This window comes from Spirillospora sp. NPDC000708 (assembly GCF_040299565.1).
Classification (GTDB): domain Bacteria; phylum Actinomycetota; class Actinomycetes; order Streptosporangiales; family Streptosporangiaceae; genus Spirillospora.
The window spans coordinates 1-11,899 of sequence record NZ_JBEPCJ010000164.1; the positions used below are offsets into that span (position 1 = coordinate 1).

General features: G+C 74.1%; 13 protein-coding genes and 1 pseudogene. 7 read left to right on the forward strand and 7 right to left on the reverse strand.

The genetic code is table 11. The annotated features are described in order from the left end of the window. Positions 1 to 188, reverse strand: a 188-nt coding sequence (locus ABT299_RS50890; RefSeq protein ID WP_500255265.1) for a hypothetical protein, incomplete at its 3' end; no start/stop codon positions are given. A 111-nt stretch (positions 189 to 299) separates the two neighbouring features. Between ABT299_RS50890 and ABT299_RS50895 the strand changes: the two genes are divergently transcribed. Further along, the gene (locus ABT299_RS50895; RefSeq protein ID WP_500255266.1) at positions 300 to 443 is read left to right on the forward strand and encodes a hypothetical protein; all 144 of its coding nucleotides are present in this window, start codon (positions 300 to 302) and stop codon (positions 441 to 443) included. A 268-nt stretch (positions 444 to 711) separates the two neighbouring features. Here ABT299_RS50895 and ABT299_RS50900 read toward each other — a convergent pair whose 3' ends face one another. The 3 genes and pseudogenes from ABT299_RS50900 to ABT299_RS50910 form a co-directional block, all read right to left on the reverse strand. After that, complete coding sequence (locus ABT299_RS50900) at positions 712 to 855, reverse strand: hypothetical protein (RefSeq protein WP_500255267.1); 144 nt, start codon at positions 853 to 855, stop codon at positions 712 to 714. A 91-nt stretch (positions 856 to 946) separates the two neighbouring features. Next, positions 947 to 1,087, reverse strand: a pseudogene (locus ABT299_RS50905) (HD-GYP domain-containing protein); the annotation flags it as partial. Between the two features lie 62 nt (positions 1,088 to 1,149). Further along, positions 1,150 to 1,716, reverse strand: coding sequence for a TIGR03086 family metal-binding protein (locus ABT299_RS50910; RefSeq protein ID WP_500255268.1), 567 nt, complete (start codon positions 1,714 to 1,716; stop codon positions 1,150 to 1,152). Between the two features lie 311 nt (positions 1,717 to 2,027). On the opposite strand from ABT299_RS50910, the gene ABT299_RS50915 reads away from it, so the two are divergent. After that, complete coding sequence (locus tag ABT299_RS50915) at positions 2,028 to 2,432, forward strand: PaaI family thioesterase (protein ID WP_190864005.1); 405 nt, start codon at positions 2,028 to 2,030, stop codon at positions 2,430 to 2,432. 16 nt (positions 2,433 to 2,448) lie between these two features. On the opposite strand, the gene ABT299_RS50920 is transcribed toward ABT299_RS50915, so the two are convergent. Then, a complete protein-coding gene (locus ABT299_RS50920; RefSeq protein ID WP_500255269.1) occupies positions 2,449 to 3,171 on the reverse strand; it encodes a dienelactone hydrolase family protein in 723 nt (240 codons plus the stop codon). A 78-nt stretch (positions 3,172 to 3,249) separates the two neighbouring features. Next, complete coding sequence (gene thyX, locus ABT299_RS50925; protein ID WP_190864001.1) at positions 3,250 to 4,047, reverse strand: FAD-dependent thymidylate synthase; 798 nt, start codon at positions 4,045 to 4,047, stop codon at positions 3,250 to 3,252. Between the two features lie 165 nt (positions 4,048 to 4,212). Here thyX and ABT299_RS50930 point away from each other — a divergent pair, with 165 nt between their 5' ends. Both ABT299_RS50930 and ABT299_RS50935 read left to right on the forward strand, forming a co-directional pair. Beyond that, positions 4,213 to 6,288 carry a molybdopterin-containing oxidoreductase family protein gene (locus ABT299_RS50930; RefSeq protein ID WP_500255270.1) on the forward strand — a complete coding sequence of 692 codons (2,076 nt, stop codon included), beginning with the start codon at positions 4,213 to 4,215 and terminating at the stop codon, positions 6,286 to 6,288. A 33-nt stretch (positions 6,289 to 6,321) separates the two neighbouring features. Beyond that, positions 6,322 to 7,569 (forward strand): DUF1266 domain-containing protein, encoded by a 1,248-nt coding sequence (locus ABT299_RS50935; RefSeq protein WP_387030249.1) that lies wholly within the window; start codon positions 6,322 to 6,324, stop codon positions 7,567 to 7,569. Positions 7,570 to 7,582: 13 nt separating this feature from the next. Here the strand turns inward: ABT299_RS50935 and add are convergent, their stop codons facing one another. Further along, positions 7,583 to 8,614: an adenosine deaminase gene (gene add / locus ABT299_RS50940; RefSeq protein ID WP_347256580.1), complete on the reverse strand. Its 1,032-nt coding sequence runs from the start codon at positions 8,612 to 8,614 to the stop codon at positions 7,583 to 7,585. A gap of 110 nt (positions 8,615 to 8,724) precedes the next feature. On the opposite strand from add, the gene ABT299_RS50945 reads away from it, so the two are divergent. The 3 genes from ABT299_RS50945 to ABT299_RS50955 all read left to right on the forward strand — a co-directional run bounded on the left by ABT299_RS50945 (position 8,725) and on the right by ABT299_RS50955 (position 11,867). Further along, positions 8,725 to 9,690 carry a helix-turn-helix transcriptional regulator gene (locus ABT299_RS50945; protein ID WP_190854004.1) on the forward strand — a complete coding sequence of 322 codons (966 nt, stop codon included), beginning with the start codon at positions 8,725 to 8,727 and terminating at the stop codon, positions 9,688 to 9,690. 194 nt (positions 9,691 to 9,884) lie between these two features. After that, positions 9,885 to 11,378 (forward strand): MFS transporter, encoded by a 1,494-nt coding sequence (locus ABT299_RS50950; protein WP_500255271.1) that lies wholly within the window; start codon positions 9,885 to 9,887, stop codon positions 11,376 to 11,378. A gap of 9 nt (positions 11,379 to 11,387) precedes the next feature. Further along, positions 11,388 to 11,867: a MarR family winged helix-turn-helix transcriptional regulator gene (locus tag ABT299_RS50955; RefSeq protein ID WP_190854006.1), complete on the forward strand. Its 480-nt coding sequence runs from the start codon at positions 11,388 to 11,390 to the stop codon at positions 11,865 to 11,867. Positions 11,868 to 11,899: the final 32 nt, after the last annotated feature.

The following is an 11,899-nucleotide window of genomic DNA, read 5'->3' on the forward strand; positions in this document are numbered from 1 at the left end:
TCGTACTGCTGGCCCGCATCCACGCACTCGAAACGGCTCGCATAGTTATCGACCAGCGTCCACCCTGGACCCGGCCCAAATTTCGAGGAGCCGCCAACCTGCGGGGCGGCCGCCTGGGCGGCCGTACTCAGTCCGCTGACCGCCAGGATGGTGAACCCGGCACCCACGGCTGCTTTGCGTAGTCGCATCTGTGTCTTCCTTTCCCGATGAGGGGTGTTGGACTCAGCTCGCGTCAGTCGTTCCACCACTCAATCTGCTGGAGAGCGGTTCAGCAGGTGAGTCTATTGAGGTTTCTCGCCGTGATCGATTCGGACACCAGCGAGGCGGGTGGCGGTGACGGCGAGGCGTTTCGGGCCAGGCCGCTCAGCGGTGACCTCGGCCAGCCAGCGGCGGGCGAGTTCGCCGGTGCGGTCGGGGTCGGTGTTGCACTAGACAAGAAGTAGAGCAGGCATTGGAGGAGCGCCGCGCGTCGCACGCGCTGGTCGGAAGCGATGCGGCGATCAGGCATTGGGCCCAGAGCGTGGGTATCAAGGTCCCACGGGAGGGGCCGCCGCCGGTCATCGTCGTCGAGTAGTACGAGGCCTCCCACGGCGCCGGCTACCACTGGGGAGCATAACGAGCCACGATGGATCCGCGCGCTCAGGGCGCCTCGGGCCTCATGGCGTGGTCATGGACGTCCGGATCAGGTGTTCTTCCGAGGTGCTCGCAGCATCATGAGCGGTCACAGGCGTTCAGCTCCTTGATCAAGGACTCCGAGGACATGGAGTAGTCGGGGTTGGTTGTCCGGTGCTGGCGGCTGAGGTCCTCGATCTCGTCGTGGTGAGCCTCTAGGACGGCCAGGAAGGCTTGGACCATGTCTGGATCCATCGGGCCGCCCGCGCACCCTCGGAGTACTTCCACAGCTTCGGGGATGGTCCGCGCCCAAGGGGGCGCACCGTGTGGTGATCATGGCGTCGAAGGCGTCGACCACGGCGACCATGCGAGCGACTTGGGGGATGTCGGTGCCGGCCAGGCCTTGCGGGTAGCCGCTGCCGTCGAAGCGCTCATGGTGGTGCAGGATTCCGGTGATCGTGTCGCGTGCGAGCAGACCGGCGCTTTTGTGGAGATAGCGGGGTCTTGCTCATTTGGGTTGCCGTGCTCTGCTGGCGCTCAGGTAGGGCGCCGTCCCAAGTAGTTCAACAGGCGGGTCTGCGGGGGCGCGTCGGACGGTGCTGGAATTTCCGGGGCGTAGTGACGGAGGTCTCTCTGTGTCCCAATGGCGAGGCGAGCGGCGTTCAGGCCAGCCGCCCATGCCGCGTTCGTGCAGGTGAAGGTGGCACCTGTGGCTTGGTGAAGATCCCAGCCGTGGGCTAGCAGGTCGAACAAGTTGATGCCGGCGGCCTGCTGGGCGGTGAAGGTGCCGAAGGGGAGACGGCAGTGTCGGCGCGGATCGGCGCTACGCCAGGCGGTTAGTGCACGATCGGCGGCGAGGCCCCACGCGGCGCGGTGGCCGGTGCCGATGAAGTCGCGGCCCGCAGTGCGTGGCCGGTCGGTCGTGCCATCGGCGAAGGCGGTGAACTTGGCGGTGACCGCGATCGCGTGATTGATGACGTCGCCGACGCTCCAGCCGGGATTGACGGTGGCGAGCGCCAGATCAGCCGTATCGATCCCATCAAGGAGTACGTGCCAGGACCGTAGAGCGTCGGCGAGTGCTCGCACGGTCGGATGGTCGTCCATCTGCCCACGGTAGGGCGTGCCCGTCGAGCCCGGCGCTCTGGCGCCGCAGGTGCTCGTGGACCTCTTGGAGTTGAGCCCATCGGAGAGCGAACTCGGCGGGGAGCCGCGGGAGCCAGAGTGGGGAGCCAACGTGCTCGAACACCTCACGATCACCTGCGACCTCCTCCCTGCATCACTGCAGTCGGAGGCTCTCCGATCCGACTCCCTCCGACGTGGTCGGACGTTTTGGCTTTACCTATGAGGTAATGGACGGCGCGCGGGTGTGATCGTGAAGGTGGGCCGGGTAGGTTCCGGCGCCCTGAGGAGGACCCATGACCACCGGGCTCACCCCCGACCAGATCACCGACGCCATGCCGTTCGCCCGCGCGCTCGGCGTGGAGATCGACGCGGCCGCTCCCGAGGAGGTCACGGGCCGCCTCGACTGGGCGGCGGACCGCTGCACGGCCGGCGGGCTGATGCACGGCGGGGCGCTGATGGCGCTCGCCGACACGCTCGGCGCGGCCTGCGCCTTCCTCAACCTGCCGCCGGGCGCGTCCACGACGACGCTGGAGTCCAAGACCAACTTCTTCAGGGGCGTGAAGGAGGGCAGCGTCCGGGGCGTCTCGCACCCGCTGCACACGGGCCGGACGTCCATCGTCGTGCAGACCGACCTCTACGACGGCACCGGCCGCCGCGTCGCCCAGGTGACCCAGACCCAGGCGGTTCTGCGGACGTGACCATGGCCCAGCGCCTTTACGTTGTAGATTTTTTAGCGACGTGCTCGTCGAAGAAGGCGAAGATGCGCTCCCAGGCGACGGGCGCGTTCTCGCGGCCCCGGCCCAGGCCGAACGCGATCTTCGTGACCGGCCCGAGGAGGCCCGGCGCCTCGGTGTCGGTGAGGAAGCCGTGGCCGCTGCCCGGGTACTCCCGCACGTCGTGCGGGACTCCCCCGGCGGTCAGGGCCCGGTCGAGCTTGGCCGCGGCGCCGCGGAGGGTCGGGTCCGCGCCGCCGTAGCTGGCGACGATCGGGCACGCCTCCCGCAGCGCCTCCTCCGGCCGTCTCGGCAGCATGCCGTAGTTGACCGCCGCCGCCTGGAAGTCGTACTTCGCCGCGGCGACCAGCGCGAACCCGCCGCCCATGCAGAAGCCGCACACGCCCACGTCGCCGGTGCAGTCGCCGCGCGCGGCCAGCCACGCGCGCGCCGCCTCGACCGCGTCGTAGGTGGGGCCGCGCCCGGCGCGCATCTCCCCCAGCGCCTTGCGGACGCACCGCACCCACGGCGCGCCGTCGTAGAAGTCGGGCAGGACGGCCAGGTAGCCGCGGGAGGCGAACCGGTCGGCCTGCGCGCGCATGTCAGGGGTGGCGCCGAACGCCTCGAACACGATGACGACGGCGGGCCACGGACCCTCGCCCTCGGGGACGGCGAGGTACCCGGGCAGCTCGCGGGCGCCGGCGGGAATCACGATGTCCGACATGCCGCCCCATCCTGCCGGAGGCGTACGTCGTACGTACAGGCCCCACGCGGGCGCCGGCTCAGCGCCCCGGGGCGGTCGTCAGACCTTGCGCCACTTCGGGATCCAGGCGCCGTCCTCCACCTCGTAGTCCCCGAACAGGTCGGGCGCCTCCGTGCGCATGAGCTCGCCGATCTTGCCGAAGAGCAGGCGGATCTCCTCCTCGGCGCCGGGCGCGGTCCGGTTCTCCAGGGTGTGCCGCAGGCTGCGGACGTTCGCCGTCCAGACCAGGCCCGTGCCGAGGCCCTCGGGGGCGAAGCGGCGCATGAAGGAGGTCTTGTGCTTCTTCTCCTTGAAGGGGACGCCCTCCTCGTCCAGCCCGAAGTGCTCGGTCATCCACCCCTGGAACTCCTCCATCTGCTCCAGCATCGCGGTGGCGCGCTTCATCAGCTCGGCGTCCTCGCGGGCCCATTCGGGGAACCAGAAGGGGATGTCCGTGAGCCGGACGTACCGCAGCGACTCCTGCGAGATCGCGACGCCGGGGCGGTGGCGCACGAGCTCGTGGGTCAGCACGCGGCTGACGTTGTGCAGCACGAAGCTGAAGCTCACGTGCTCCAGCACCGAGCCGTGCAGGCTGCGGAGAATGTTCTCCAGGTAGGCGGACGAGTCGGTGCGGACCTTGGTCACGTTGGGGTTGAGGCCCGGCTCCCAGGACCGGTAGCAGAGCCGGCCGGCGAACTCCGCGAGGGCCTGGGGGTCGTTCAGCTCGCCGTCGAGGTCGCCCCGGTCGAGGCGCTCCAGCCAGCTCTCGCCGCCGACCTCCCGCAGGTACCGGGCGACCTCGCCGTAGTCCAGTTCGGGCCGCGCAACGAGGAACACCTCAGGCTCGACGCTCTTCACTTCGTATCCCCCTACGGGCCGGTTCCATCGCCCTATAGGAAACCACCCCGCCGGAGGCGCCGCGACCCGGGTGCCCGGCACCGCGTGTAATGGGCGTCCCGGGACGACGCTCATGTGGTTATGTCGGACACTGGAGAGGTTTCACCTGCTACGGGGGGTTCGAGGATGGTCGAGGAGGGCTCGGGGCCGGCCGGGCTGACGGTGCTGGGGGCGTGCCCGCTGGACTGCCCGGACGGCTGCTCGTGGGCGGTGACCGTCCGGGACGGGAAGGCGGTGCGGCTGCGCGGCAACCCGGACCATCCGTACACGCGCGGGGCGCTGTGCACCAAGGTGAACCGGTGGCTCGAACGCGCGGAGCAGCCCGACCGGATCCTGTACCCGATGCGCCGCGCCGGCGCGAAGGGCGAGGGGCGGTTCGAGCGGATCACCTGGGACGAGGCGCTGGACGAGATCGCCGGGCGGCTGCGCGGCGTGATCGCCGAGCACGGCGGCGAGGCCGTCTGGCCCTACTGGGGGACGGGCACCCTCGGCTACCTGCAGGGCTGCGAGGGCTTCGGCGGGCGCCGGTTCTTCAACGCGCTGGGCGCGTCGGCGCACGCCGTCGACATCTGCTCGGCGGCCGGGGCGGCCGGGATGGAGGCCGCGATCGGCTCCGCGGGCGGCATGGACCCGCAGGACCTGGCGCACGCGCGGCTGATCCTGCTGTGGGGGACGAACCCGCTGACCAGCGGGCACCACGTGTGGAAGTTCGTCCAGGACGCGCGCAGGGCGGGGGCGCGCCTGGTGGCGATCGACCCGGTCCGGACGCGGACGGCGCAGCAGGCCGACGAGCACCTGGCCCCGCTGCCCGGCACGGACGCGGCGCTCGCGCTGGGGCTGCTGAACGTGATCGTGGGCCTCGGCGCGCAGGACGAGGAGTTCCTGCGGGACCACACGCAGGGGTGGGAGGAGTTCCGGGAGCGGATCGCGGAGTTCCCGCCGGAGCGGGCCGCGGAGATCACCGGCGTCCCGGCGGCGGACATCGCCGCGCTGGGCGAGCGGATCGCGCGGACCCGTCCCACCGCCATCCGGGCGACGCAGGGCCTCCAGCGGCACTCCGGCGGCGGGGCGGCGCTCCGGGTGCTGGCCGGCATCCCGGCGGTCACCGGGGACTGGCGGCTGCACGGCGGCGGCCTCGCGTTCTCGACGTCGGGGCACGTCAAGCTGAACAAGGCGGCGCTGTACCGGGACGACCTGCGCCCGGGGCCGGTGCGGACGCTGTCGATGAGCCGGCTCGGCGAGGGGCTGCTGGACGTCCAGGACCCGCCGGTGAAGGCGCTGTTCGTGATCGCGGCGAACCCGGCGGGCAGCACGCCGCACCAGGACAGGGTGCGCCGGGGCCTCGCGCGCGAGGACCTGTTCACGGTGGTGCTGGAGCAGTTCCCGACCGACACCGTGGACTACGCCGACATCGTGCTCCCGGCGACGGCGCAGCACGAGCACGCCGACCTGCACGAGGGCTACGGCCACCTGTACCTGACCTGGAACGAGCCGGCGGTCGCGCCGCCCGGCGAGTGCCTGCCGACGTCGGAGACGTTCCGGCGGCTCGCGCGGCGGATGGGCGCCGAGGAGCCGGCCGTGTACGACTCCGACGAGCGGCTCGCCGAGCAGCTCCTGGCCTCCGACCACCCGTGGATGGCGGGCATCACGCTGGACCGGCTGCGCGAGGAGGGGTTCGTGCGGATGGCCGTGCCGGACCCGTTCGTCCCGTACGCGGACGGGTTCCCGACGCCGTCGGGGCGGCTGGAGTTCCGGTCGGCGCGGGCGGCCGCGGCCGGGGCGGACCCGCTGGCCGGGTACGTCCCGCCGGTCGAGGTCGCCGATCCGGAGCGGGCGCGGCGCTACCCGTTCGCGCTGGTCTCGGCGGCGTCGCACGAGTTCCTGAACACCCAGTTCGCGAACAACCCGGAGCTGCGGCGCCGGGCGGGCGGCCCGGCCGTGCGGGTCCATCCGGACGACGCGGCGGCGCGGGGCCTGGCGGACGGGCAGCGGGTCCGGGTCGGCAACGACCGCGGCTCGTTCGAGGCCGTCCTGCGGGTGACCGACCGGGTCAGGCCCGGTGTCGCGGCGACCTCGAAGGGGCACTGGCCGAAGTTCGCCGGCGGCTCGAACGCCAACGCGGTGGTGGACGAGCGCGCCACCGACCTCGGCGGCGGCCCGGTGTTCCACGACACCCGCGTCGAGATCACCGCTGCCGGCTGATCCCGATACGGTATGCGCCGTACGGAGGGATCGATGACGTTTCAGGCCATGCTCGACCGCGCCCGCAAGTACGAGCGGCAGGGCCGCCCGGAGGAGGCCGCGGGGGCGTACGCGTCCGCCGCGCAGGACGCCGAGGCGCGCGGGGACCGGGCGTCGGCCGTCGCCGTCCGGGCCCGGCAGGCGCGCGCGCTGGCCGCGGCGGGCCGGGTGGACGAGGCGCTGCGGGTGCTGGACGGCGCCGAGCGGGCGGCCTCGGCGCTGCCCGGCGGTCCGGAGGTCCGCGCGGTGCTGGACGGGCAGGCCGCGCACGTCCTGGCCGCGGCCGGGCGGACGGGCGACGCGGCGCGCCGGGCGTGGGGCGCGATGGCGGCCTTCCGGTCCGCCCAGGACCACAAGCGCGCCGACGTCGCGGGCGTGCACGCCGCGCGGCTGATCGTGAAGGACGCGGGGCCGCGCGCCGCGCTCGGCCCGCTGCGGGACCTGCTGGCGAGGATGCCGCCGGGCGGCGACGGCCACCGGCAGGTGGCGGCGCTGCTCGCCGACGCCGAGCGCCGCCCCGACCGCGACTACGACGTCCTGGTCACCGACCCGGACAGCGCCTCGTGGGGACGGCTCGCCGCGGCGCTCGCGGTCGGCGCGCACCTGGCGGTCGGGAACGCGGTGCCGTGGAACTCGCTGTCCACCCCGGACGGCGCCCGCGAGGACCGGATCCTGCTCGAACGCGACTGGGGCATCACCGACGCGGCGGGCTGGCGCGAGCAGATCGACCGGCTGCTGGACGCCGAGAACAGCGACCCGGCCATCCAGATGGTGCTCGACCGGCGCGACCGGGGCACCGAGCCGCACGCCTGGCGGGCGGCGATCGTCGCCTGGTGCCGCGAACGCGACATCTCCGACGAGACCATCGAGCACGTCGTCGCGCTGTCGGAGCTGATCCGCCGGTACGAGGCGCGGTTCCGCGCGGACGGGCTGCTGGCGCCGGACGGCCGGGTCGAGAGCGTGTACGGCTACGACTTCGGCCGCGCGGTGAACATGGCACGCTGGGGCCTGAACGCGGGCTACTGCGACGCCGAGGAGGCCGAGAAGTGCGTCCTGGTCGCCGGGCACCGCGCCAACCAGGTGTACGGGTCGTGGACGTCGTTCTCGTCGGGGTACGTCCTCGGCCGGATGCTCCGGTTCGACGACGGCGAGTTCGGCGAGTGGTACGAGCGGTCGCTGGCCGGCCACCGCATCCTCGCGGACGACCCGGCGAGCCCCTGGCGCCGCATGGCCTGGGGCTAGGCGTCCGTCGAGGCTAGCCGGCCGTCAGGGCGTCGATCTCGGCGGTGACCCCGCGGCGCCCGGCGTCGTCGAGCGACGAGGCGGCGACGGCGTTGCGGGCGAGCGCGGCCAGCTCGGCGCGGCCGAGCCCGAACACCTCGGCGGCGACGCGGTACTCGCCGGTCAGCGTGGTGTCGAACATGGGCGGGTCGTCGCTGTTCAGGGTGACGAACAGCCCCTCCTCCAGCATGCGCGGCAGCGGATGTCCGGCGAGCGAGGCGACCTGCCCGGTCCTCAGGTTGGAGGTGGGGCACACCTCCAGCGGGATCCGCGTCTCGCGCAGGTGCGCGACCAGGCGCGGGTCGTCCAGGCAGCTGGTGCCGTGGCCGATGCGCTCGGCGCCGAGCCCGTCGAGGGCCTCCCAGATCGTCTCGGGCCCGGTCATCTCGCCGGCGTGCGGGAGGCTGCGCAGGCCCGCGGCGCGCGCGGCGCGGAAGGCGTCGCGGAACGCGTCCCGGTGCGGCGGGCGGCACTGCTCGATGCCGCCCAGGCCGAACCCGACGAGCGCCTCGGGCGGGTGGGCGAGCGCGTGGTCGAGGGTGCCGCGGGCGCCCTCGGCGCCGAACTCGCCGGGGATGTCGAAGATGTAGGCGACGCGGATCCCGTGCCGGGCGCGGGCCTCGCGGACGGCGTGGTCGAGCGCCTCGGTGATCGCGGGCATCGGCATGCCGGCGCGCTGGTGGGTGTAGGGGGTGACGGTCAGCTCGACGTACCGGACGTTCTGCGCGGCGAGGTCGCGGGCCGTGCCGAGCACGAGGGTCCCGACGTCCTCGGGGGTCCGGACGAGGCTCGACACCGCCTCGTACACCTCGGCGAAGTGGGGGAAGTCGCGGAACTCGTAGAAGGCGCGCAGCTCGCGCTCGTCCGCGGGGACGGGGCCGTCGGGGTGGCGGCGGGCCAGTTCGAGGACGGTGGGGACGGAGGCGGAGCCCACGAGGTGGACGTGGAGTTCGACCTTCGGGAGGGCGTCGATGAACGCCTCGATGGGGGACGTGTCGGTCAGCACGCCGCGAAGCTAACAGCCGTCCGACCGGCGGGGACAGGGAAATCCGGGGTACCTGCCACAAGATTGTCAGGAACGGCCGGGGTGGCCGCCGGTCCGGCGAGAATGGGGGCATGCGCGCCGCCCGGTTGATCTCGCTCGTCCTGCTCCTGCAGTCGCGGGGGGCGATGACGGCCGGCGAGCTGGCCCGGGAACTGGAGGTGTCGGAGCGGACCGTCTACCGGGACGTGGAGGCGCTGTCGGCGGCCGGGGTCCCGGTGTACGCCGACCAGGGCCGCAACGGCGGGTACCGGCTCGTCGGCGGGTACCGGACGCGGCTGACCGGGCTGAGCCGCGAGGAGGCCGAGGCGCTGTTCCTGTCGGGGCTGCCCGGCCCGGCCGGGGAGATGGGGCTCGGCGACGCGGTCGCGGCCGCCGAGCTGAAGGTCCTCGCGGCGCTGCCCGCGTCGCTGCGGGACGCGCCGGCGCGGGCCGGGCAGCGGTTCCATCTCGACGCGCCCGGCTGGTTCGGCGACGCCGAGACGCCGCCGCTGCTGCGCGACCTCGCGCGCGCGGTGTGGCGGGACGAGACGGTCGTCCTGCGCTACCGCAAGGGCCGCGAGGTGACCCGGACGGTCGACCCGTACGGGCTCGTGCTGAAGAACGGCACCTGGTACCTCGTCGGACGGGTCGGCGGGCAGCCCCGCACGTACCGCGTCGACCGCGTCACCGCCGTCGAGGAGACCGGCGCGGTGTTCGAGCGGGACGAGGCGTTCGACCTCGCCGGGCACTGGGACGAGCAGGCGGCGGCGTTCGTCCGGTCGATGCTGCGCGAGGAGGCCGCCGTGCGGCTCAGCCCGGCCGGGATGCGGCTGCTGCGGTTCGCGGTCGAGCCGTACGCCGCGGAGCGGGCCGCCGAGAGCGCCGGCGAGCCCGACGACCGGGGCTGGCGCGCCGCCGTGCTGCCGGTCGAGTCGGTGGAGGTGGCGGCGTCCCAGCTCATGCGGCTGGGGGCCGAGGTCGAGGTGCTCGGCCCGCCGGCGCTGCGGGAGCGCATGGCCGAGGCGGCGGCCCGCCTCGCCGCCCTCTACGCCGTCTGACCGGAGCGATCCACCCGTCCCCTCCCTGACCGGCGCGTTCCGCCCGCCCTCGCCCTGACCAGCGTGTTCCGCCCCATCCGCTGTGACCTCGGACACATCTGTCGGTAACCGAACATTTCGGTAACCGATGTATCTTGTGCGGCGGGGACGGTGAGACGTGCCGCGGCGCCCGGGGCGGCCGCGGCGGAGGTGACGTGAGCGGTGGAGTGACGGAGCGGCCGGTCCTGCGGAGGCTGCCCGCCGTGCTGGTCGAGGAGCGGCCGCGGCCGGACCGGGTCCGCGAGCACCCGCGCGCCTGGTGGCTCGCGGTCGCCACGGTGTGCTTCGGCGCGTTCATGGGGCAGCTCGACGCCAGCGTCGTCACGCTCGCCTACGGCGGCCTGGGCGCGGAGTTCGGGACCTCGCTGGCCGCCGTGGAGTGGGTGTCGCTGGCCTACCTGCTCACCCTGGCGGCGCTGCTCATCCCCGTCGGGCGGTTCGCCGACGCGCGCGGCCGCAAGCTGCTCTACCTGCACGGGTTCGGGGTCTTCGTGGTCGCGTCGGCGGCGTGCGGGCTGGCGCCGTCGCTCGGGACGCTGATCGCGTTCCGGGTCGTGCAGGCCGCCGGCGCGGCGATGATGCAGGCCAACAGCGTGGCGCTGGTGGTGACCAGCGCGCCGGACGGGCGGACGCGCGGGGCGCTGGGCGTGCAGGCCGCCGCGCAGGCGCTCGGGCTGGCGCTCGGGCCCACGGTCGGCGGGGCGCTGGTGTCCACGCTGGGCTGGCGCTGGGTGTTCGGCATCAACGTGCCGGTCGGGATCGTCGCCCTGGTCGCGGGCCACTACCTGCTGCCGCGGACCCGGGAGCGCAACGACGCCCGCGAGCTGGACCGCCCCGGCGCGGTGCTGCTGGCGGTCGCGACGACCGCGGGGCTGCTCGGCGTCTCGGCGGCGTCCGGGCTGCCGGTGCCGGGGTGGGGCGTCGCGGCGCTGTTCGCCGTGGCGGCCGCGGGCGGCTGGGCGTTCGTCGCCCGGCAGCGCAGGGCGCCCTCTCCCCTGCTCGACCTGGACCTGCTGCGGGTGCGCGCGGTGTCGGCGGGGCTCGCCGGGGCGCTCGGCGCGTACCTGGTGCTGTTCGGACCGCTGGTGCTGGTCCCGATCGCGCTGACCGGCCGCGGCTCGTCGGAGCTGCTGGCGGGGCTGGTGCTGACGGCCCTGCCCGCCGGGTTCGGGGCCGCCGCGGTCGGCGGCGAGCCGCTGCTGCGGGGGACGACCGACCGGGCCCGCGGGGTGCTCGGCGCGGGGACGGCGGCGGCGGCCCTGGCGGGGATGCTGTTCCTCCCCCTGTCCCCCGGCTGGCTGGTCGCGCAGGCGGCCGTCCTCGGGCTCGGGCTGGGCGTGTTCACCCCCGCCAACAACGCGCTCATCATGAAGGCCATACCGGCGCGCTGGTCGGGCACGGGCGGCGGCCTGGTCAACATGGCCCGCAGCCTCGGGACGGCGCTCGGCGTCGCGCTCGTCGCTCTCGCGCTGCACCTCGGGCCGGACGGCGGGCGCTTCGACGGGACGCGCTGGGCGATCGCCGTGCTGCTCGCGGCGTCGGCGGTCACGGTCGCCGCCGCCTGGGCGGCGACCGGCGCCCGGAACCCCGCCGACGGGGAGCCGGAGCGGTGCGGGCGGAGGGGCGGCGAGGCCGGCGGGCCGGGCTAAGGTTGCGCCATGTCCCAGCAGCCGCCCCCCGAGACCGGCACGCCCGCGCGCGCGGCGGACACGCGCCTGCTCACCGAGACCGTGACCCGGCTGCGGCGGGCGCTGCGCGCCTCGATCCGCACCGAGTACCCGTGGGAGACGCTGCCGATGGCGCAGGTCGAGCTGCTGCAGGTGCTCGCCGAGCGGTCGCCCGCGCGGATCGGCGACCTCGCCGCGCGGCAGCGCCTCGCGACCAGCACCGTCAGCGGGCTGGTCGGCCAGATGATCGGTGCGGGGCTGGTGGCGCGGGCCGTCGACCCCGCCGACCGGCGGGCGTCCGCGGTCACCCTCACCGACGCCGGCCGCGAGCAGCTCGCCGCGTGGGCGCGGGCGCACGAGCGGCGGCTGAACACGGCGCTGGAGGGCCTGGACGAGGCGGACCGCGCCGCCATCGTGGCCGCGCTGCCCGCGCTCGCCCGGCTCACCGACCGGCTCGACGGCCTGGTCTGACCCGCGCCGCCTCCGGCGCCGATCCGCGGAGC

What these genes read in the sequence shown, in the direction of transcription:
- ABT299_RS50900 (WP_500255267.1), bottom strand. Translation starts at nt 855, where the DNA reads ATGGTCCAAGCCTTCCTGGCCGTCCTAGAGGCTCACCACGACGAGATC.
- ABT299_RS50910 (WP_500255268.1), bottom strand. Translation starts at nt 1,716, where the DNA reads ATGGACGACCATCCGACCGTGCGAGCACTCGCCGACGCTCTACGGTCC.
- ABT299_RS50915 (WP_190864005.1), top strand. Translation starts at nt 2,028, where the DNA reads ATGACCACCGGGCTCACCCCCGACCAGATCACCGACGCCATGCCGTTC.
- ABT299_RS50920 (WP_500255269.1), bottom strand. Translation starts at nt 3,171, where the DNA reads ATGTCGGACATCGTGATTCCCGCCGGCGCCCGCGAGCTGCCCGGGTAC.
- ABT299_RS50930 (WP_500255270.1), top strand. Translation starts at nt 4,213, where the DNA reads ATGGTCGAGGAGGGCTCGGGGCCGGCCGGGCTGACGGTGCTGGGGGCG.
- ABT299_RS50935 (WP_387030249.1), top strand. Translation starts at nt 6,322, where the DNA reads ATGACGTTTCAGGCCATGCTCGACCGCGCCCGCAAGTACGAGCGGCAG.
- ABT299_RS50945 (WP_190854004.1), top strand. Translation starts at nt 8,725, where the DNA reads ATGCGCGCCGCCCGGTTGATCTCGCTCGTCCTGCTCCTGCAGTCGCGG.
- ABT299_RS50955 (WP_190854006.1), top strand. Translation starts at nt 11,388, where the DNA reads ATGTCCCAGCAGCCGCCCCCCGAGACCGGCACGCCCGCGCGCGCGGCG.